This window comes from Peribacillus loiseleuriae (assembly GCF_001183985.1).
GTDB classification, from domain to species: Bacteria; Bacillota; Bacilli; order Bacillales; family DSM-1321; genus Peribacillus; species Peribacillus loiseleuriae.
Window position 1 is genome coordinate 2,235,614 of the sequence record NZ_LFZW01000001.1, and the last position, 22,537, is coordinate 2,258,150.

Here is a 22,537-nt window from a genome sequence, read left to right on the forward strand (position 1 = left end):
TAGAAGGCATCTAATGTTCTTCTTAAACAGTAAATTTGTTTAAAATTAAGAATAAATTTTTTACTAATTTTAATTATGTAAAAATAGATGAAAGTAGATATTAGGATGCATGGAACACTGCATTTTTATTAATTATATAAAATCGATATAGTTTACATCTAAATGATATATTGTTTATATTGATTAGGGAAATTACAATAAAAAACAAAGGTGCCGGTATAAAAGAAACGAGGAAGATAATTATGACTTATAATCAACTACCAAAAGCGCAAGGTCTCTACCGTCCTGAATTTGAACATGACGCATGCGGAATTGGCTTATACGCTCATATAAAAGGAAATGCAACCCATGATATCGTGAAAAAGGGACTGCAGATGCTTTGTCAATTAGATCATCGTGGTGGACAGGGAAGTGATCCGCAGACAGGGGATGGCGCTGGATTAATGGTGCAAATTCCAGATGAATTTTTCCGGCAAGTTTGCTTAAACTTTCATTTGCCTGAAAAAGGGCGTTATGGGGTAGGAATGATCTTTTTTTCAAATGATCAGACGGAGCAAATAAAGATTGAGGCGCAAATAAACGAATTAATAAAACGAGAGGGACAAACGGTTCTTGGTTGGAGAACTGTGCCTGTTGATGTCGGAATAATCGGGAAAGTTGGTATGGAAACATGCCCAACGATTCGCCAGGTTTTTATCGGAGCAAATAGAGATATCCAAGATGATTTAGCATTTGAACGCAAATTATTTATAATTAGAAAACAAGCCGAACAATGGGCGAAAGAACATGAGTATCGTATTTACTTTGCTAGCCTTTCAAGTAGAACGATTGTTTACAAAGGATTGCTAACACCCAAACAAGTGGATGCTTTTTACCTAGACTTACAGAACGACTCTTTTGTTTCTGCTTTCGCTCTCGTACATTCCCGATTTAGTACGAATACTTTTCCGAGCTGGGAAAGGGCGCATCCGAATAGATACCTTATCCATAATGGAGAAATTAACACGCTACGGGGGAATATTAACTGGATGAAAGCTCGTGAACAAAAGCTTGTTTCTGAAGCATTTGGAGAAGATTTATCGAAAGTGCTCCCGATTATTGATATAAATGGTAGTGATTCATCAATATTAGATAATGCTTTGGAATTCTTTGTGCTAGCAGGTAGGAAACCTGCTCATGCAGCGATGATGCTAATTCCCGAACCTTGGACAAATAACCCGCATTTGTCGAAAGAAAAGAGAGCATTTTATGAATATCATAGCTGTTTGATGGAACCATGGGATGGACCGACAGCCATTTCTTTTACGGATGGGAAACAAATTGGGGCTGTTTTAGATAGAAATGGTTTACGCCCGGCACGTTATTATGTGACAAAAGATGATTATATTATTTTCTCATCGGAAGTTGGTGTCATCAACGTTGAACCAGAAAATGTATTGTATAAGGAACGTTTGAGCCCAGGGAAAATGCTTTTACTTGACCTAGAACAAGGACGCATAGTTTCCGATGAGGAAGTAAAATCGGAAATGGCAGGGGCTTATCCGTATCAAGAATGGTTGGATGAACATCTTGTTCAATTAGATAATATGGAAAGAGAAGAAGATGAAGTCGCGGATTTGCTTTCGCGTCAAAAAGCGTTTGGTTATACGTATGAGGAAGTCAAAAAATATTTACTGCCAATGGTCAGAGAGGGAAAAGATCCGCTGAGTTCCATGGGGAATGATAGTCCACTAGCCGTTTTATCGGATTTTCCGCAATCCCTTTTTAATTATTTTAAGCAATCGTTTGCCCAAGTGACCAATCCGCCGATTGATTCGATTCGTGAGCAATTTGTTACTTCAACGATGACATTGTTGGGAGGAGAAGGGGATTTACTTCATCCAAATGAAGGAAATTGCCGTAGGATTCAGCTTGAAACGCCTATTATAACGAATAGTCAACTGAAGCAATTAAAAGCGAATCATCACTTTAAGAGTACCCAAATTCATATTTTATTTACAGAATATTTGGAAAATGAACTCGAGCGAATGTTCCTAGAAGCAGAACAAGCGATTGATCAAGGAGCAAGTTTCCTGATTTTATCAGACCGACATATGAGCAAAGAAAAAACAGCTATTCCTTCTTTATTAGCAGTAAGCGCCCTGCATCAGTATCTTGTCCAAAAAGGAAATCGCACGAAAGTAAGCATAATCGTTGAAGCCGGAGATGTAAGAGAAGTTCACCATTTTGCTGCACTTATTGGATATGGTGCGGATGGGATCAACCCATATCTTACTTATGCCACTTATAAAGAAGCAATCTTAGATGGAAGCTTATCTGTCTGCTATCAAGAAGCAGTTAAAAGGTACGGCAAATGTATTACCGATGGTGTCGTTAAAGTTATGTCAAAAATGGGTATTTCGACGGTACAGAGCTATCGTGGTGCACAAATTTTCGAAGCGGTAGGCATTGGTTCAAGCGTTATCGACCGTTACTTTAGTGGAACGGCTTCACAAATTGGCGGGATTGACTTAGCAACGATAGCGGAAGAGGCTAGGATTCGTCACAAGAAGGCATTCGTTGATTCGAAGGATGATACGTTAGAGTCAGGAAGCGATTTTCAATGGAGAAAAAACGGTGAACATCATGCCTTTAATCCAAAGACAATTCATACCCTGCAATGGGCTACCCGCAAAGGTGATTATGAATTGTATAAACAATATTCATATATGGCAAATGAGGAAAGGATTGGATTCTTACGCAATTTATTTTCATTTGATCCGTCTCGCCAAGCCGTAGCAATTGAGGATGTGGAATCTGTTGACTCGATCGTCCGTCGATTTAAAACCGGTGCGATGTCCTTTGGTTCTTTAAGTAAAGAAGCGCACGAAACATTAGCAATTGCGATGAATCGGTTAGGTGGGAAAAGCAACAGTGGTGAAGGCGGAGAACATCCAAATCGTTATATCATAGACGAAAATGGCGACAATCGTCGAAGTAGCATTAAGCAAATTGCCTCAGGTCGCTTTGGTGTGAAAAGCCATTATTTGGTCAATGCAGATGAATTGCAAATTAAAATGGCACAAGGAGCGAAACCAGGTGAAGGAGGACAGCTTCCTGGTAATAAAGTGTATCCATGGGTTGCGGAAGTCCGGGGTTCTACACCAGGTGTTGGACTCATTTCTCCGCCGCCACATCATGATATTTACTCCATTGAAGATTTAGCACAGTTGATCCACGATTTGAAAAACGCCAATCGTGACGCAAGAATCAGCGTGAAGCTAGTATCAAAAGCAGGCGTTGGAACCATTGCAGCTGGTGTAGCCAAGGGCGCTGCAGATGTTATCGTTATCAGTGGGTACGAAGGCGGAACTGGAGCATCACCTAAAACTAGCATTAAACATACCGGATTACCCTGGGAACTTGGACTTGCAGAAGCACATCAAACATTAATGCTGAATGGCTTACGCGAGAGAGTCATTTTAGAAACAGACGGAAAGCTCATGACCGGAAAAGATGTCGTCATGGCCGCGATATTAGGGGCAGAAGAATTTGGTTTTGCGACAGCTCCACTTGTTGTTCTAGGTTGTGTCATGATGCGTGCTTGTCATTTGGATACTTGTCCTGTCGGGGTCGCGACACAAAACCCAGAGCTTCGTGCAAGATTTACCGGGAATCCAAATCATATTGTAAACTTTATGCGTTTTATTGCCGAGGAGGTTCGTGAACTTATGGCAGAACTTGGATTTGAAACGGTTGAGGAAATGGTTGGTCGTACAGATGTCTTACAAGTAAGTGAGCGAGCAAAAAATCATTGGAAAGCAAAACAATTGGACTTATCCACGCTGTTATATCAGCCTGAAGGAATTCGTACGTTTCAAACACCCCAAAACCATAAGATTAATGAATCACTAGATATTCAAGTCATTTTGCCAAGCGTTCTCCCAGCTTTAGAAGATCAGATACCGGTGGATATCACGCTTCCGATTACAAATGTCAACCGTGTTGTTGGAACCATCGTTGGTAGTGAAGTTTCAAAACGATATGGAGAAGAAGGATTACATGAAGATACAATCACGCTTCGTTTTACAGGATCAGCCGGGCAAAGTTTCGGTGCCTTTATTCCGAATGGATTGAGTCTTCATTTAACTGGTGATGCGAATGACTATCTCGGAAAAGGACTATCTGGTGGAAAACTGATTGTGAAGGCACCTTATGAAGCTCAGCTTGTAGCGTCAGAGAATGTAATTGCCGGAAATGTTGCCTTAATTGGTGCAACTAGCGGTGAAGCCTATATCAACGGTCGCGTTGGAGAACGTTTTGCGGTTCGTAATAGTGGTGTAAATGTCGTAGTGGAGGGAATTGGCGACCACGGCTGTGAATATATGACTGGTGGATGTGCTGTTATTTTAGGGAATGTTGGGAAAAACTTTGCGGCAGGTATGTCAGGAGGAATCGCTTACGTTCTTGCTGATGATCGTGATGAGTTTACGGCACTATGCAATCAAGAGATGGTTGAACTTTGTGCAATAGATGATCGACACGATGTTGCTATATTGTGGGAAATGATTCTTAGTCATTATATTTACACAGGTAGTATGAAAGCATGTAATATTCTTGAGAATTGGGATGAGGTCGCCGAGAAATTCGTAAAAGTCATTCCAAAAGACTATAAGCGGATGTTGGTAAGTATTCAAGAACAAAAGCAAACTGGTTTAACAGACGAACAAGCGGTAATGGCTGCATTTCAGGCAAACACTGGACGAGAAAAAAGAAAATCTATTCAAACATTTGAAACAATGATGAAATAAGAAAGGAGAGAGGAACATGGGAAAAGCAACAGGATTTATGGAATATACTCGTCAAAATCCACAGGATAGAGATCCACTTGCGCGTGTAAGCGACTGGAAAGAGTATTCATCCCCTTTCTCTGATAAGCTGTTAAGTCAGCAAAGGGCGCGGTGCATGGACTGTGCCACTCCTTTCTGCCATATGGGTTCAGAAATACAAGGGATGACAACCGGGTGTCCAATTCACAATTTAATCCCAGAGTGGAATGATTTAGTTTATCGTGAGCGATGGAAGGAAGCGTTAGATCGGTTGCTTAAAACGAATAATTTCCCAGAATTCACAGGTCGTGTTTGTCCAGCTCCTTGTGAAGGGTCTTGTACAGTAGCCATTTCTGATCCAGCGGTCACAATTAAAAGTATTGAGCGAACCATTGTTGAAAAGGGATTTGCAAATGGCTGGATAACACCGCGTATTCCAGAAAAACGGACAGGGAAGAAAATCGCTATTATCGGCTCAGGCCCTGCTGGTTTAGCAAGTGCGGATCAACTGAATCAAGCAGGCCACAATGTAACCGTCTATGAACGGTCAGACCGTGCAGGAGGATTATTAATATACGGTATTCCAAACATGAAGCTTGAAAAAGACATTGTCGTGCGCCGCATCCAATTACTAACTAAAGAAGGCATCGACTTTGTCACAAATACGGAAGTTGGCAAAGATATCTCAACCGAAGAACTTCAAAACCAATTTGATGCCGTTATCCTTTGTACGGGGGCTCAAAAACAGCGTGATCTAATGCTTGAGGGCAGGGAAGTGAAAGGAATTCATTTCGCAATGGATTACTTAACAACCACTACGAAAAGTTTACTAGATTCCAATTTTGAGGACGGCCAGTTCATTGATACAAAAGGCAAGGATGTAATCGTAATCGGAGGTGGAGATACAGGAGCTGACTGTGTCGCTACTGCAATCCGCCAAAATTGTCGTAGTGTCGTGCAATTTGGCAAGCACCCAAAATTACCAACATCTCGTACGTCCGAAAATATGTGGCCAGCCTATCCGAACGTCTTTACACTCGAATATGCGTATGAAGAAGCTGAAGCAAAATTTGGTGATGATCCCCGTGAATATTCTATCCAGACGAAGAAAATTGTCACGGATGAAAAAGAACATGTAAAAGAGCTGCATACCATTCAAATGAAAAAAATAAAGGATGAATATGGAAAATACTACTATAAAGAAATTCCAGGATCCGAAAAAATCTGGCCCTCACAATTGGTCTTTATCGCAATCGGGTTTGAAGGAACAGAACAGCCGTTATTAGCTCAGTTTGATGTAGCAACAACGAATCAAAAAATCGCCGCTGCCTATGGCGATTACAAAACAAATATCGAAGGAATCTTCGCGGCTGGTGATGCTAGAAGGGGGCAAAGTCTCATTGTATGGGCGATTAACGAAGGCCGTGAAGTTGCACGTGAAGTAGACTGTTATTTGATGGGAAGTTCGGTATTACCTTAAGTTTTTTCATGATAAAAACCCGATTCCAATGAATGTGGAATCGGGTTTTTAAATACATACCACCGAGAATAAGACTACAATCTGTTTCTTTAAGTAAAAAAAGTATTACATTGAGACTAGAAAAATATTTACTTCTCTTAATGATTTGGTTAAACCTAAAAGTAATTTATAAGAAATTTTATTAAGCAAATTTATTTTAAGAAGATAGTGCTTAAGGAGGATAATATGAAAGTAACGGATGTACTTGTCCAATGTTTAGAAATGGAAGGTTATCGAGTAAGGTGGGAGTATGTTTATCAACGCTTGGACCCGGTGCTACTAATTTGTTGACAGGTATAGCAAGTGCGAAACTAGATCATTCACCAGTAGTGGTTATAACGGGACAGACTGCTTTTGAAAGACAACATAAAGAATCCCATCAGTATTTGGATATGGCAAAAGTATTTGAACCTGTAACAAAATGGAGTATTCAAATAAAAGATTCACAAAGAATTCCTGAAATGATCTGAAAAGCCTTTAGAGTCGAAAGGATGGAGAAACCAGGACCAGTAGCAATAGAATTACCGGAGAACTTAGCAGGACAAATGATTTCAAGTAGACCCTTACCGGCTACTCCCCTTCCAGCATGTATCCCTGCAATAGATTCGATACATGCTGCAATATCACTTATTCAATAATATAAGAAACCTCTCGTTATTATAGGTAACGGGGTGATTAGACAAGAAGCCGTAGCTGAACTTCATACCTTTATTGAAGCTCTTCAAGCACCGTTGATTCATAGCTTTATGGCAAAAGGGGTTTTACCTCAACATCACCCACTTAATTACTTCACGTTTGGGTTTAATGAAAAAGCTGAAGTTTTAGCTGGCATCAAGGAAGCGGACCTACTTATTGTCATTGGATTTGATTTCGTGGAAAAGTTACCTAAAGAATGGAATGAAAAGAAACTGCCGATATTACATCTGAATGCAACACCCGCCGAAATGGATGAGTATTATCCGGTGCAAGTAGAATTAGTCGGTAACATCAAGCAAACCATCAGGACCTTGAATCAACTCGATATCCCATCTAAATCATGGGTACCTTTCGGAAATCTTCAAGAAAAAAGCAAGCAATCTTATCAAATTGAAGAGATACCGAAAGATCTTAATTCCTTACCTTTAAGTATAGAAAATATCCTTCATATAATCGAAAAGCTCTCTTCAGAGAATACTATTGTGATTTCTGATGTGGGCGCCCATAAAGTATCGGTTGCTCGCACTTTCCAGCCTAAACATCCGAATAGGCTTATTATATCAAATGGGTTAGCTTCGATGGGAATTGCCATACCAGGTTCGATAGGTGCAAAATTAGCTTGTCCAGATGCCATCGTTATTTGTTTAACTGGGGATGGAGGAGCATTAATGAATTTTTCGGAAATAGAGACAGCCAAGCGCCTAGGACTTTCTTTCATTATTATTGTTTTAAATGATTCGATTTTGAAATTGGAACAGGAGACGATGAATAAAATGTTTGGAAAAAGTTATGGAGTAACATTTCAAAACCCGGATTTTGTCCAGTTGGCAACTAGCTTTGGAGTCAATGGAAGACGAGTGAATCATGGTAATTGAATTTGAAAACATGTTGAAAGAGGTATTAAGATCTTCAAATGAGCTTGTAATAATTGACTTTGCTTTACAAATCTAATACGTGATTTCTTTTCGATACGATTGAATGAGGACTACTCTCCTTTGAATATATAGAAATAGAGATTTTTTTAGGGGGGATACCGTGGAACGTCCTGATAAAATAGTTCGAATTACAAAACCGGAAGATATACTGGTACCATCAGGCTATAAGATTGAAGTATTTGCTGAAAAACTTATGACACCCATTAATTTAACATTTACAGATCAAGGGGAAATGCTCATCGCAGATGCTGGAATAGGTTCAGGGAATGGTAAAGTGTTAATGCTCACCTCAACCGGAATCAGGGTAATTGCTGAGGGATTTAAACCTCCACTTACAGGGATTACGTATTACAAGGGAAACATCTATGTCGCTCACCGAGGGTTTATTACAATCATACAGTCAGATGGAACGAAGAAGGATATTATTGCAGGATTACCTAGCCTAGGGGATCATCATAACAACCGTGTGGTATTCGGCCCTGATGGCAAGATGTATTACGGGCAAGGAACAGCGACTAACTCCGGTGTTGTTGGAGAAGATAATAGCAGGTGGGTGAAACAATATCCGTACTTTCATGATTATCCAGGTGCTTACATTCCATTAGTCGGACAAAACTTTGAAACAAAAAATGTGTTATCTGATTTTTCAAGTGAACAAGCGTGGACAGGGGCATATTCTCCTTTTGGTGTCCCATCTTATCGAGGGGAATATGTAAAAGGGATAGTGAAGGCGAGTGGCAGTATTATGAGAGCCAATCCAGATGGTACCCAACTTGAATTAGTTGCCTGGGGACTAAGGAATCCATTTCGAATAAAGTTTGATCGACAAAACCGCCTATTTTGCGGAAATCATGGAATTGATGTCCGAGGAAGTCGCCCTGTCGATCAATCACCGGATGAGTTTCAATGGATCAGACAAGGAATGTGGTATGGATGGCCCGATTATACAGGGGGGCAACCTGTGACAAATCCCATTTTTAAACCAGAAGGACAGCCGCAACCAACCTTTTTGCTTGGACAGCACCCTATGCAGCCACCCAAACCTGTCGCTACATTTGCTCCGCATTCGGCTATTATGGGGTTTGATTTTAACTATGATCCTTCTTACGGTCCCATTGGAGAGGCATTTATTGCTGAGTTTGGAAGTGAGGCGCCAGATACGACAGGCGGAAAACCTGCACCAAGAGTCGGTCACCGTGTTTCTCGAATTCACCCTGAAACAGGAGAAATCTCGCCGTTTGCTATCAATAAGACTGGGCTTAGTGCAATTGCAACAGGAGGTGGTGGCTTGGAAAGGCCAATAGATGTTACGTTTGGAAAACACAATGAAATGTTTATTACCGACTTTGGAATCTTTAAACCACCTGGAAGTACTAAACTTCTTATTCCTAACACAGGTGTAATTTGGAAAGTTACGAAGATATAATTGCTTTTACTCTTTTAAAAATGGCTAGGCTAATTTCAACCCAAGTCCAATTATAGAAGTTTGAAAATAAAAAGATAAAACCAAGCGTAAGGAAAGAGAAATTATGGGTAACAGTAGGACCTAGTACCGGGAATTTGAAACCGTATAATAAAATGCTAATTCCAACCGTTAATAGCGTGGCACCACTAACCATGATACTTATCCTATTATTAAAAATGAAAAAAGCAGCCCCAGTGCCAATCCCTAACAAACCTGTTGTAAAGGGGAAAATAATGAGTTCGCTTGGCTGAAGAGTGAGTAGTAATACAGTAGTCAGCATATAGGAAATACAACCAAGTGGAATAGAAAGCATGGAGCAAAAAAGAATCGGAGCAGTAGCTAATGGGCTAATGAAATAGCCAATTCCAGGGAAAAGACCTCCAGCTGATTGAAAGAGTGCGGCTAGACTGGCGAAAAGAGAGCCTAACACAAGCCGTTTGGTTTTAGATAGTCTAAGAAAAGCATGTTGAGTAGATTTGATCTCATTTGAAATGAACTTTAATGAATTCATGGGGCTTCACCTCATTTAGGCTTTTTTACACTATATGTGTTATTTCTAAAATATTTGCTAGAAATGCTGAAGATACAATACAGGAATGGTTTCTTTTACAAGTAAATAAAAGATGAACTGTATTAGATAACAAGCTAAAAAGTGGGGGAAAAATAAAAAGTTGTAATTTTAAATAAATGAAGATGTCCCATAATCCATTTGGACTGAATTACTTCAACACAGTAACAATGGGGCCATCCATTTTACTTGTGGGACGTCATCATTTTATTTTTGCTTTTTATATTGTCCATTAGATGAGGGGGAAGGACGAAGAAGACATAAGAATGTGGCAATATTAAAAGTCCTTAGTTTTTAAGAAGCAAGAGCTATCGCTACTCAAAAAATTTACTTCTCATAAATTACCTCCTTTTGTTATCTAGGCATAAAATAGCAATTAGCTGTGAAATTCGATCTAAAGATTCCAAATATAAACCCAAAAAAGAATATTACTTCACATTAGCGCTTACAATATATTATTGACGAATAATGTCGAAGGTGATATTCTACATTTATAAATAATTAGTTAGTTTACTAAACTAACTAATTGATTACAGTTTAATTCGAAATTGGGTAACACTTTTTTATTTACTTCCTTTTGAAAAGGATTACAAACGAGAGTACTTTTAATTGAAAAAGGGGTGGTTTTTTATGGGAGCACCAGTATTAGCATCAAAAACAACAGCTACTAGTTCCAAAAAACTGAGTTTAAAAGAGAAAATGTCCTACGGTTTGGGGGATGTTGGAAACGGTCTCATGTTTGATATGGGACAAATTTATCTGTTGAAGTTTTATACGGATGTCTTAGGAATTTCATCCTATTGGGCAGGTTTAGTATTTTTAATTTCAAAAATTTTCGATGCTTTCGCTGATGCGAGTGTAGGGGCTTTTGTTGATTCACGAACGAATATTTCAAAACGCGGAAAGTTTCGGCCGTTTATTCTTTGGGGCTCCATTCCTCTTGCCATTTTAACAGTCGTTTCATTTTTAGCACCGAATTTTTCTGATAATGGAAAAATCGTATGGGCATTTGGGACATATATGGCATTTGGACTTGCGTACTCTATTGTAAACATTCCTTATGGATCTTTATCTGCCGCGATGACTCAAAATCCAGTAGAACGCGCGTCACTTGGATCATTTAGAGCGATTGGAAGTCAAACGGCTTTGCTGATTGCAGGAGTTTCTGTTATTCCGATTGTTCTTCACTTTTCTGATCATAAGACAGGTTATATTGTTGCCGTTTCAATCATGGCTTTGTTTGGGGTTGTTTTCCATTATATTTGTTACCATAATACAAACGAAAACATTGTAAGACAGCCGAAAAAAGAAAAAATTCCACTTTCTGTTTTGTTTAAATCTTTGTTATCCAATAAACCATTAATTGTACTTTGTTTTGTGTCACTGTTCATGATTGCGGGTAGTAACCTTCGTACAGCCGTTCAGCTATACTACTTGCAATATAACTTAAACAATCAAGGTCTAATGGCCATCCTTACCTTTTTAAGTATTGGACTTGCTATCCTTGGTTCGATGTTTATTCCTGCACTTGTAAAAAGAATTGGTAAAAAGAAAACGTTTGCTCTGGGCCTAATAATTGGTATCTCAGCTGATATTGTAAACTTTGTGTTGCCAACTGATACGACAACATTCTTAATTGCATTTTCAATCGGAAGCTTTGGGCTTGCTTTTGCAATGGGTCTTCCATGGGTGATGGTTGCTGATGCCGTTGATTATCACGAATGGAATTCAGGTGAACGGACAGAAGGTGTGGTCTATTCATCATACAGTTTCTTCAGAAAATTGGCACAAGCACTTGCTGGTTTCATTCCAGGGGTTGCATTAGGATTAATTGCTTATGTACCTAACGTACAGCAGACTTCAGAAACACTGTTAGGCCTTAAAGGACTGATGTTCATCGTACCTGCTAGTCTCAACATCATTGCACTTATTATTCTGGTGTTGTTTTACAAATTGACAGATGCTATGTATAGAAAAATCGTCGATGAATTAAAAGAAAGAAATAGTAACAACAAACCAGATTTAGCTTAGGTATACTAATTGAATGAAAAGAGTATGATTCGAATTAAAAGTATACTGCTTGTTCATAATAAACTCCCCTTTTAGTAATACTTACTAAAAGGGGAGTTTATTGTATTTAAGTGAGTATATAAAAATCAACAACATTATATAACATAGCTTTTAAGTAAAGGAGTTTAAAGTGTGAAAAAGAATGGGGATTCCAGAAGAATCTGGATAAAAGTTAGAGAATATAACAAGCTAAAGAGGAGATAGGGAACATAATGATTGCAGAATCGCACATCTCAATTCATGTCAGCTTATGAAAAATGAGGATGCGCTTATATGTAAAGGATAGACCACGCAACTACTACATATCGTTTATATGAAATGTAGGATCTCTAAAAACTTGTATAGAGTACGTGGTCATATTTTTGTGGACCCTCTTTCGATGTAATCAGGAAAGTGGGGATTCATGTCTATATAATTACTTTTGATTTTTGTATTTCTTTTTCATCATAGGTTAAATTAAGCATTGGGACATCAAGGAAATGCTTGATAGCTAGTGCACATGCTCCCATAGCGCAAGCTTTTTTTCCAATTGAGGATATCGACAATTCACGGTAATGACTGATAGAAGACGTAAGATTTTCTTTAAGTTTATTGACGGACTCTGGTAACATACGAAGCAGTTCACTATATAACACTAATACATCAGGATTATACAGATTAATCATATTGTTTAAACCAATTGATAAATAGTAAATAAATTCTTCGATTCTCTCAAGCACAATCTTATCGCCTTCATCAATCCATCTTTGAATATGATTATAACTCAGATTCTTGATTTGTCGTTCTTCAGACAATTGTTTGAAGAAACTCGTTTCAGACGCGTATTGCTCCCAACAACCTAGATTTCCACATTTACAAGGTTTACCTCCAGGTACGACAATCATATGGCCAATCTCACCTGCGAATCCATCATGACCACGGAAAAACTCACTGTTCATCATCATACCAAGACCAATTCCTGAAGAGAGGCTTGCACATAACAAGTTGTCTGTTTCATGATGGACATAGACCCGTTCGGCAAACGAGCATAGGTTTGCATTGTTTTCAAGGTAAATATTAATGTCTATTTCCTTTTGTAGATCCTTTTTTAAAGGGATGTCACGCCACTGTAAGGATGGAACATATTGAATGACTTCATCTTTCGTAACGAGTCCATGGATGCCGATAACAATTCCCACAATCCCATAGAGGCTGTTTGAAAAACTTGTAATGAATGATTTGATCTCGTTGATTAAAAGGCGAAAAATCGACGTGTATTCAGTAGTATTTAATTCGATAACTTTTGTAGAAATAGGATGGCCATGCAAGTTTGATAGAGTAAAAGAAATGTGGCCATAATCAAGGTCAATACCTAACGCGTAGCCTGCTTCCCCGTTAATAGAAAGCATAATTGGCTTTCGTCCGACAGCGTAATGCTCCAGTTGTTTTTCAACAATGAGACCTTCTTCTAATAAAGAAACAGCTTGAGCTGAAATGGTTGCTCTTGTTAAGTCTGTTGCTTTCGAAAGATCTGCTCTGGAAATCATACCTTCCTCTATGATTTTTTTAATAATTAATGATCGATTAATTTTTTTTATATATGATGCATCACCCGTAACCATGCATTTATTCCCCCGTTCGCGAGCTGTTTTCATGTATGCGTTTTCATTATAACAGTTTTGCCAACATTATTCCTATCTATTTTAAGAATATCTTCAATAAAGGGAATTGACGAAATAAAATAAAAGTGATAAATTAGATTTGTAATTAATTTGTTTAACAAACAAATTAATTGAGTGGGGATTTTGAGTAGTATTATCACTGTTTTTGAAAAGGTTTACAGGAAAGTGTAATATAAGTTTTATCACAAAATTTGGAGGAGAAAACTTTGAAGAATTTTTTAGACAAAGACTTTTTACTAGATTCAGCTACTGCAGTAAGTTTATATGAAAATGCAGCCTATCAACTACCGATTTTTGACTTTCACTGCCATTTAAATCCACAAGAAGTGTGGGAAAATAAGCCTTTTGAAAATATTACACAATTATGGCTTGCTGGAGACCATTATAAATGGCGAACCATGCGTATGAACGGGATAGGTGAAAGATTCATTACTGGTGACGCATCGGATTATGAAAAATTTGCAGCATGGGCACAAACCGTACCTCATTTAATTGGCAATCCACTTTATCATTGGACACATATGGAATTAAAATCATATTTCGGTATTGAAAAAAGCCTTAGTCCAGAAACAGCAAGTGAGATTTGGGAAGAATGTAATGAGAAATTGCAACAGCCAGAATACAGAGCAAGAGGATTTATTGAAAAATCAAATGTTAAATTTATCGGAACTACAGATGATCCAGTGTCAAATCTTGAATATCATCAATTACTAAAAGATGATTCAACATTTACAGCTATCATCGCTCCAACATTCCGTCCAGATGGAGCACTTTTTATAGAACGTCCAACATTTGAAAGTTGGCTTGAAAAATTGGCACAAGTTTCAAGTTTTGAATCTAGTTCTCTGGATGGTTTATTGAATGGACTTAAACAACGAGTTGCATTCTTCCATGAGAACGGTGGCCGCGCATCTGATCATGATATTCCAAAGATGTTTTATAAGGAAACAACGAAATCAGAAGCAGAAATGATTTTCAATAAACGACTTAGTGGCGAACAACTTTCAGAGGATGAAATCGTCGCATATCGTTCATTCCTTTTAAAAGAACTAGGAAAAATGTATGCTGAAAAACAATGGGTGATGCAGCTGCACATGGGAGCAATTCGTAATAACAACACAAAAATGAAGGAACTGATTGGCCCAGATACAGGCTTTGACTCAGTAGGTGAGGCAAATGTAGCAGAAGGGTTATCACATTTCCTTGACGCACTAGAACAGCAAGATGCGTTGCCTAGAACCATTCTTTATAATTTAAATCCAAAAGATAATGCTGTGCTCGCTGGAATGATGGGGAACTTCTACGAAGAAGGTGTTCCAGGGAAAATTCAATTTGGGTCTGGATGGTGGTTTAACGACCACATCGATGGCATGGAAAGACAAATGAAAGATTTAGCTAATGTTGGCGTACTTAGCCATTTTGTCGGCATGCTGACAGACTCACGTAGCTTCCTTTCTTATGAGCGACATGATTATTTCCGCCGGATTTTATGTAATATCCTAGGCAATTGGGTAGAAGAAGGTAAAGCTCCGAACGATATGGCGTACCTTGAGCAAATGGTTAAGAATATCGGATATAACAACGCTGAGAAATATTTTTTGGAGAGATAAAATGAGGTTAAAGTTAACACCTTGAAAAAACCGGGCATTTGCCCGGTTTTTTCAAGGGATTTTAGTGTCTCCATTACGCTCGGGCAATCTTAGTATGCGAGCAATTTTATAGACGATCCAAAAGGGTCTTTGCAAAAAATAGAATTCCCTTTAATGATCAATCAACGGATATAATCGACTATTTTGTAAAGAATAATCAACTTAGAATAACGCAGTAAAAAAATAAAATGATTTTTCACAAAAATTCTCAATGAGTTAATTGACGAACAATCAGAAAAATGTTAAATTATCTATACATTATAGTTAATTTGTTTAATAAACAAATTAATAATACTTTATTCAAATTTAAGCGATTAGTACGATAGAAATGGGTGAATTTTAGAAAAAAGTTACGTATACACTTATTTCTAAGTAATAAATGAATGTTGAAAAGAAGATTTTATTTGTTTTTACTGACGTACCCTTAAATAAATTGAAAAGCAATTTTAGTATTTTTTTGGGTTTAACCAAATTAATTATAATCAATTGAGTAAACACTAACTTCGATGATATGAATGTAAAGGAGTGTTTGGACTACATGATGTAGAGCCATTCATGTTTACTGAAGAATACCAAGTGGAATTTTATAAAACGCATTATGAAGTATTTGACGAATTTAATAATTTTGTCGGCAAATAAGTCCGGAATTTTGCTACTAGCCAAGGGATTATTCGTGTATAAGGAAACAAAAAAAGGATTTTTACTAGAGATCAAAAACCAAAAGCTATTGCGCATGAACTACGCAAACGTTGGAATGTGATTTCAGATTTTAACTACAAGGTATAATCATGAAATAATCTATTCTATCTCTATTTAAAATGTAGGAATGTTAAACTTTATCTAAACTTTATATTAGATAATTCTGTCTTATTCGACCATTTTTATGTAAAATGGTATAAGAGAACTCATATTATGCTTTAACAAAAAAACTAATGTGTCAAGAAAGGAATTGGATATGTCAAAACAACAAATTGGAGTAATCGGTTTAGCAGTAATGGGGAAAAACCTTGCATTAAATATTGAAAGTCGTGGATATTCTGTTTCTGTTTTCAATCGTTCATATGATAAAACGGAAGAGTTTTTAAAGAACGAAGCAGAAGGGAAAAATTTCGTTGGCGCAAAAACTGTTGAAGAATTTGTTAACTCATTAGAAAAACCACGTAAAATTCTTTTAATGGTTAAAGCTGGTGCAGCGACAGACGCAACGATTGATTCGTTAAAACCATATCTTGAAAAAGGGGACATCCTTATGGATGGTGGAAATACTTTCTTCCAAGATACAATTAGACGTAATAAAGAACTTGCACCTACAGGTATTCACTTCATCGGTACAGGCGTTTCTGGTGGAGAAGAAGGAGCATTAAAAGGGCCTTCAATTATGCCTGGTGGACAAAAAGAAGCATATGAGCTTGTGGAACCAATTTTAACTGCCATTTCAGCAAAAGTTGAAGGCGATGCTTGTGTTACATATATCGGACCGAACGGTGCTGGCCATTATGTAAAAATGGTTCATAATGGAATTGAATATGGAGATATGCAATTAATTTGTGAAGCATACTTTATTCTTAAAAACGTACTTGGTTTAAGTGCGACAGAACTTCATGATGTATTTGCAGAATGGAATAAAGGTGAGTTAGACAGCTATTTAATCGAAATTACTGCTGACATCTTTACAAAAGTTGACGAAGAAACAGGTAAACCACTTGTTGATATGATCCTTGATACGGCTGGACAAAAAGGAACAGGTAAATGGACAAGTCAAAACGCTTTAGATTTAGGTGTTCCACTTCCGATTATTACAGAATCAGTATTCGCTCGCTTTATCTCCGCAATGAAAGATGAGCGTGTAAAAGCAAGTCAATTGTTAACAGGACCTAAAGTTGAAGCATTTAAAGGTAAAAAAGAAGAGTTAATAGAAGCAGTACGTAAAGCTCTTTATTTAAGCAAAATTGTTTCATATGCTCAAGGCTTTGCACAAATGCGCGCAGCATCTGAAGAATACGATTGGAATCTAAGCTACGGTGATATCGCAATGATCTTCCGTGGTGGTTGTATCATCCGTGCACAATTCCTACAAAAAATTAAAGAAGCATATGACCAAGATCCTAAATTGGCAAACTTGTTATTAGATCCATACTTTAAAGAGATTGCTGAAGGTTACCAATCTGCATTGCGTGAAGTTCTTACATTGGCTATTGAGAGTGGAATCCCAGTTCCATCATTCGCGAGCGCAATTGCTTATTATGATAGCTATCGTACAGAAACTTTACCAGCTAATCTATTGCAAGCTCAACGTGATTACTTTGGTGCGCATACGTATCAACGTGTGGACAAAGAAGGCGTGTTCCATACAAACTGGATGGGCGAGTAATTAGGAACAGAAATAAGAAAAACGGACGAAACCTTATGTATCAAGGGTTTCGTCCGTTTGTTTATTGTTTGAACCTGCCCCTATTGGATACTTGTTGACCAATTCCGTCAACAGTTTGTCAACAAATTATGATTGATTAAATTTGAATAGATTATCCAATTTGTCAGCAGCTTATTGATCTACGGATTGCAAGGCATGTCCGTAAGTATCCATGGTAATACTTATACTAGAATGTCCCAATTTTTCAGATATTATCTTCGCATGAACTCCTTGGTTGGTTAATAAAGTAGCTGATGTATGTTTTAGATCGTGTAATAGAATTTGACTGACCATTTAACCATTTTTTAGTTCTTTCATGTTAGATCTATAGTTTTCCCACTTTACAACTATTCAAATAATCTGTAATTCTCCGTTTTTCTATATTAATCCAAATCAGTCCCTCTTTCTAAACACAGCTTGAAGTTTTTCGTTCTACGCTGACTAAATTGTATTTCACTTCTTTCTTCATATACTCCTGTGTAATCTACTATGGTATCCATGTCACCATACAATAGCCGGTTCCTTAAAAAGTATTTAGATAAACATCAAATTAATGATCCTGGCTACCATATAAGACCCGGTTATTCTAATAGTTTATACAATGAATCGATTGAAAAATTAGTTTACTACATCCAATCTCTTGGAACACAAGTGAATTTGGCTGTAATAATGGAATCGTTATCGGAAATGTATGATATTCCAGAAAAAATATTTTGGCAGATTACAGAAATGAAATTAAGAGAATCCTTACAAGTAATCGATATTCCTGAAAGAGATAGAGAAATACTACATTATCAGCTATTTGGAAATAAAGAGTGGCCAGTGAAGTTAATTATTCGTCCATTACTTGAAGCGGATGGTGTACCAGGGGCGATGCCATCTGGTAAGGGTGTAGGACATAATCCATTTCACGTAAATTATTAATGGAGGATTGTATGTTAACTGTTAACGACTGTTTGGAAAAGTATTCCATTGATGAGATGGAGATATTTAAAACGCTTAGCACCTCTACGTTGGGCCATTTTACCGATTTTGGTTTTCTAGAAAATTATAAATGTACAATTCCTGTAACTAAAGTGTTTGGGAAAGTGATAACGGTAAAATTATCAAATGGAGATGGTTACCCGTTAAATATCGCTCTTCAACATGCTACCGAAGGAGATATTTTAGTTATTGATACTTCAGGGAATAAAACACATGCTTGTTGGGGGGAATTTAGAACTAGAAAAGCAGAAGAAATCGGCTTAACTGCCATTATTGTTGGTGGTGCAGTAACAGATATTGAATATTTGAGAACGAGCCATGTACCTGTATTTTATGAGTTGGTCTCCTCAAGAACAACAAGAGTTTTAAAGTTGGAGGGAGAAGTGAACACGGTAGTAAGTGTAGGTAACGTCGTTTTTGAATCAGGTGATTATGTCATTGCAGATCAAGATGGAATATATAAATTCAATTATTTAAATTACAAAAAGTTAATAAAAGCAGCGAGAGAGAAAGAAAGAGTTGAAAAATTAAGAAGATTTTAAAATGACTCTTCACAATTTCTGAATCAATGTTATTATATATTATTGATAATGATTATCATTATCGTTTATAAAAACAAAAGGGGTGTTCACATGTTTCGCAGTAATAAGATAATTCCGATTATTTTTTGTGCTATGGCACTACTGTTATTTATAGTAGGCTGTGGCAATAAGGCAACAACAACGGCAAGTAAAGAAAGAGAAACACCATCAAAAGAGGAGCGTATTGTTAAACACGCAGCAGGAGAGACAACGATAATAGGTACGCCTAAAAAAATCGTAACGCTATATCAAGGAGCTAATGATACAGCTGTCGCGCTAGGAGTAAAACCTGTTGGTGTCGTTGAGTCTTGGGATCAACAACCAATTTATGAATATTTAAGATCTGATTTAGAAGGTACAACTATTCTTGGACAAGAGTTGCAGCCTAATTTAGAAGAGATTTCTAAATTGAAGCCAGATTTAATTATCGCATCTAAGTATCGTCATGAGAAAATTTATCCGCAATTATCTAAAATTGCTCCAACCATTATGGACGATACAGTTTATGAATGGAAAGATACGTTGAATATAATGGCTGATGCATTAAATAAACAAGATAAAGCGGTTGAATTATTAGCAGAGTGGGATACTCGAGTAGAAGATTTTAAATCACAAATGGGTGAGGAGTTACCAATTAAAGCAACTATTACAAACTTCCGCTCTGATCATATGCGTGTTTACTATAATAGTTATGCAGGATCCATTTTGAAAGAATTAGGGTTTGATAGACTTGAACGCCCTGCCGGCTCTGAAGGTGAAGACTGGGGAGAGAAGATTACTTCAAAAGAACGTATTCCTGATTTGAACGCTGATACGATCTTCAATTTCAATGCATCTAAAGATTCAGAACTAGTTGAGAAAAACTATGAAGAGTGGACAAATCATCCGCTTTGGAAAGAGCTTGATGCTGTGAAAAACGATAAAGTTTATCAAGTTGATGAAGTGTATTGGAGTGCAGGTGCTGGTTATAAATCTGCGAATTTAATGCTCGATAGCTTATATGATATTTATAAACTGAAAAAGTAAGTGAAGGACCAAGATAATAGGGAACCTGCTGAGAAATGAACAATATTTGTTCATCATTGAAGCGGGTTTTCTTTAATGATGGATGAAGTCATAAAGATGAATGGTGATTAAATGCTACAACACGTAAAGCAAAATAAAGGGAAAATGTTTGGCTTATTTTTGTTAATGGTTTTATTATTCGTTTCGATGTTATCCAGTTTGATGTTCGGTAAGACACATTATACGCTGGCTGATCTTTATAGCATGATAACGTCGTTTCATGCACAAGATTTAACACATATTATTATTTGGAAAGAAAGGTTTCCGCGGATGGTAATTGCTGTCGTAACTGGAGCTTCGCTTTCGGTTTCTGGTCTGATAAGTCAATTGCTAACGCGTAATTCATTGGGTTCACCTAGTGTACTAGGGATTAATTCAGGTACAATTTTCTTTATTGTCGTTTTTGTTGTTATTTTTAAAGTATCTGATTTAAATATTATTGTTTATTTCGCATTTTTGGGAGCGCTAATAGCAGCTATATTCGTTTATATTCTTGGCTCATTGAGTTATTCAGGGACAACTTCTGTGAAGATTATTTTAGCTGGAATAGCCGTTAATGCAATATTTGTTTCATTTACACAAATTATTTTATTAATGAATCAAAAAGGGATGAATGATGTTCTGTTTTGGATGGCAGGTACGATTAGTGGCCGGACTTTAGACATGATTTTAGCTGTTTTGCCTTTTTTACTAATTTCCCTCATTGTGATGTGTTTTTTAGGACGGTCTATGAACATTTACGCGTCTGGAGAAAAAGTTGCGAAAGGATTAGGGCAAAACGTGATTGTAATGAAAGTGTCGTTACTTGTATTAATGGTTGTACTTGCTGGTGGATCATTAGCGGTAATTGGTAACGTTGCCTTTGTTGGTTTAATCATTCCGCATTTAGCCAAAACACTTGTCGGGAATAGTTATGCTTGGATGACGTCTTATTCTATTTTACTAGGAAGTATCTTCATGCTGGTCGCTGATATTAGTACAAGACTGATTAATCCGCCTGCGGAAATTCCTTTAGGTGTTATAACCGCATTTATCGGAGCGCCGTTCTTCATTTATATTGCTTTTAAAGGAGGGCGTGCACGTGGCTAATCGATGGATCATTCGGTCGGAAAATGAGAAATTATCTTTTTTTATGATAAAGAAAGAGGTTTATAAAACGATAGCGGTATTGGTTAGTTTATTGTTAGTTGTTTTGTTAGGATTAATTGTTGGTATCGACATGATACCGATTCATGATGTGATTAATTATTTATTTAATCTAGCTCCAATTGAGAATGATTTTGCACTTGGGGAATTGAGACTGCCGCGTGTTTTGTCGGGAATGGTTGTTGGCGCATCACTTGCTGTCGCTGGTTTAATAGTGCAAGGGATCATTCGAAACCCACTTGCTTCACCGGATGTTATTGGTGTAACAAGTGGTGCTTCTGTAGCTGCAGTTTTATTTTTAACTTACTTAAGTGATTCAATGGGGGTTCAGTGGACACCAGTCTTTGCTGTTATTGGTGCGATTATTACGTTTTTCATTATTTATCTTTTTTCATTACATCCATCGATTACTGCAAATCGAATTGTGTTAATCGGCATCGGGTTAGCATCACTAGCGAATGCACTCATTATGTATATTCTCGTAATGTCTGCTTCGTTTTCATCTGAACGCGCGTACTTATGGCTGATAGGAAGTTTATATGGCGTCAGTTGGTTGGAGACAATATCAAGTTTTGTGTCATTTATTGTCTTATTTATCATTATTATGTGGTCGAAGCGGAAATTTGAGTTGTACAGTTACGGTGATGCAGTTGCTATGCAGTTAGGGTTGAATTTAAAGCGATTTAGAATTTTGTTTTTGTTCTTCAGTTCATTGCTTTGTGGATTGTCTGTAGCTGTAGCTGTAGGAATTGGTTTTATAGGTTTGTTGACACCGCATATATCAAGAAGAATTGTTCGGAATCATACATCACTTTTATTCATTACGACAGCTGGTATTGGTGCAATACTAGTCTTACTAGCTGACTGGATCGCACGCATAGCCTTTCAACCATTAGATATTCCTGCAGGTGTTTTTACGTCTGGTATCGGTGCACCATTCTTTATTTATCTACTAATAAAAAAAAGAAATTCATTGTAAG

The 22,537-nt window shown here is 37.3% G+C and carries 16 protein-coding genes and 1 pseudogene; 14 read left to right on the forward strand and 3 right to left on the reverse strand.

The window, feature by feature from the left end; translation table 11 throughout:
- Window positions 1-242 precede the first annotated feature (242 nt).
- The 6 genes from gltB (at window position 243) to AC625_RS10515 (ending at window position 9,384) form a co-directional block, all read left to right on the forward strand.
- Entirely contained in the window at window positions 243-4,790 is a 4,548-nt protein-coding gene (gene gltB / locus AC625_RS10500; protein WP_049681251.1) for a glutamate synthase large subunit, read from the forward strand.
- Between the two features lie 16 nt (window positions 4,791-4,806).
- Complete coding sequence (gltD, locus tag AC625_RS10505; protein ID WP_049681252.1) at window positions 4,807-6,288, forward strand: glutamate synthase small subunit; 1,482 nt, start codon at window positions 4,807-4,809, stop codon at window positions 6,286-6,288.
- 251 nt (window positions 6,289-6,539) lie between these two features.
- Entirely contained in the window at window positions 6,540-6,797 is a 258-nt protein-coding gene (locus tag AC625_RS27695; RefSeq protein ID WP_245644976.1) for a thiamine pyrophosphate-binding protein, read from the forward strand.
- A gap of 21 nt (window positions 6,798-6,818) precedes the next feature.
- Window positions 6,819-6,965 (forward strand): hypothetical protein, encoded by a 147-nt coding sequence (locus tag AC625_RS27700; protein ID WP_245644977.1) that lies wholly within the window; start codon window positions 6,819-6,821, stop codon window positions 6,963-6,965.
- A 33-nt stretch (window positions 6,966-6,998) separates the two neighbouring features.
- Window positions 6,999-7,898: a thiamine pyrophosphate-dependent enzyme gene (locus AC625_RS27705; RefSeq protein ID WP_245644978.1), complete on the forward strand. Its 900-nt coding sequence runs from the start codon at window positions 6,999-7,001 to the stop codon at window positions 7,896-7,898.
- 160 nt (window positions 7,899-8,058) lie between these two features.
- Entirely contained in the window at window positions 8,059-9,384 is a 1,326-nt protein-coding gene (locus AC625_RS10515; RefSeq protein ID WP_245644979.1) for a PQQ-dependent sugar dehydrogenase, read from the forward strand.
- On the opposite strand, the gene AC625_RS10520 is transcribed toward AC625_RS10515, so the two are convergent.
- Window positions 9,371-9,934 (reverse strand): hypothetical protein, encoded by a 564-nt coding sequence (locus AC625_RS10520; RefSeq protein WP_049681253.1) that lies wholly within the window; start codon window positions 9,932-9,934, stop codon window positions 9,371-9,373. The two genes, AC625_RS10515 and AC625_RS10520, sit on opposite strands and share 14 nt — an antisense overlap.
- A gap of 687 nt (window positions 9,935-10,621) precedes the next feature.
- On the opposite strand from AC625_RS10520, the gene AC625_RS10525 reads away from it, so the two are divergent.
- A complete protein-coding gene (locus AC625_RS10525) occupies window positions 10,622-12,022 on the forward strand; it encodes a glycoside-pentoside-hexuronide (GPH):cation symporter (RefSeq protein WP_049681254.1) in 1,401 nt (466 codons plus the stop codon).
- A 446-nt stretch (window positions 12,023-12,468) separates the two neighbouring features.
- On the opposite strand, the gene AC625_RS10530 is transcribed toward AC625_RS10525, so the two are convergent.
- Complete coding sequence (locus tag AC625_RS10530; protein WP_049681255.1) at window positions 12,469-13,662, reverse strand: ROK family transcriptional regulator; 1,194 nt, start codon at window positions 13,660-13,662, stop codon at window positions 12,469-12,471.
- A 266-nt stretch (window positions 13,663-13,928) separates the two neighbouring features.
- Here AC625_RS10530 and uxaC point away from each other — a divergent pair, with 266 nt between their 5' ends.
- Both uxaC and gndA read left to right on the forward strand, forming a co-directional pair.
- Window positions 13,929-15,332 carry a glucuronate isomerase gene (gene uxaC, locus AC625_RS10535; RefSeq protein ID WP_049681256.1) on the forward strand — a complete coding sequence of 468 codons (1,404 nt, stop codon included), beginning with the start codon at window positions 13,929-13,931 and terminating at the stop codon, window positions 15,330-15,332.
- Window positions 15,333-16,326: 994 nt separating this feature from the next.
- Window positions 16,327-17,742 carry an NADP-dependent phosphogluconate dehydrogenase gene (gndA, locus tag AC625_RS10540; RefSeq protein ID WP_049681257.1) on the forward strand — a complete coding sequence of 472 codons (1,416 nt, stop codon included), beginning with the start codon at window positions 16,327-16,329 and terminating at the stop codon, window positions 17,740-17,742.
- A 171-nt stretch (window positions 17,743-17,913) separates the two neighbouring features.
- Here gndA and AC625_RS25735 read toward each other — a convergent pair.
- A pseudogene (locus tag AC625_RS25735) lies at window positions 17,914-18,063 on the reverse strand (tyrosine-type recombinase/integrase); the annotation flags it as partial.
- A gap of 207 nt (window positions 18,064-18,270) precedes the next feature.
- Here AC625_RS25735 and AC625_RS10545 point away from each other — a divergent pair.
- The 5 genes from AC625_RS10545 to AC625_RS10565 all read left to right on the forward strand — a co-directional run bounded on the left by AC625_RS10545 (window position 18,271) and on the right by AC625_RS10565 (window position 22,536).
- Window positions 18,271-18,705: a hypothetical protein gene (locus AC625_RS10545; RefSeq protein ID WP_049681258.1), complete on the forward strand. Its 435-nt coding sequence runs from the start codon at window positions 18,271-18,273 to the stop codon at window positions 18,703-18,705.
- A gap of 11 nt (window positions 18,706-18,716) precedes the next feature.
- On the forward strand, window positions 18,717-19,307 hold the full coding sequence (locus tag AC625_RS10550) for an RraA family protein (RefSeq protein WP_049681259.1): 591 nt from the start codon (window positions 18,717-18,719) through the stop codon (window positions 19,305-19,307).
- Window positions 19,308-19,397: 90 nt separating this feature from the next.
- The gene (locus tag AC625_RS10555; protein WP_049681260.1) at window positions 19,398-20,372 is read left to right on the forward strand and encodes an ABC transporter substrate-binding protein; all 975 of its coding nucleotides are present in this window, start codon (window positions 19,398-19,400) and stop codon (window positions 20,370-20,372) included.
- A gap of 111 nt (window positions 20,373-20,483) precedes the next feature.
- Window positions 20,484-21,500 (forward strand): FecCD family ABC transporter permease, encoded by a 1,017-nt coding sequence (locus tag AC625_RS10560; protein WP_049681261.1) that lies wholly within the window; start codon window positions 20,484-20,486, stop codon window positions 21,498-21,500.
- Window positions 21,493-22,536: a FecCD family ABC transporter permease gene (locus AC625_RS10565; protein ID WP_049681262.1), complete on the forward strand. Its 1,044-nt coding sequence runs from the start codon at window positions 21,493-21,495 to the stop codon at window positions 22,534-22,536. Before AC625_RS10560 ends, AC625_RS10565 begins: the two co-directional genes overlap by 8 nt.
- Window position 22,537: the final 1 nt, after the last annotated feature.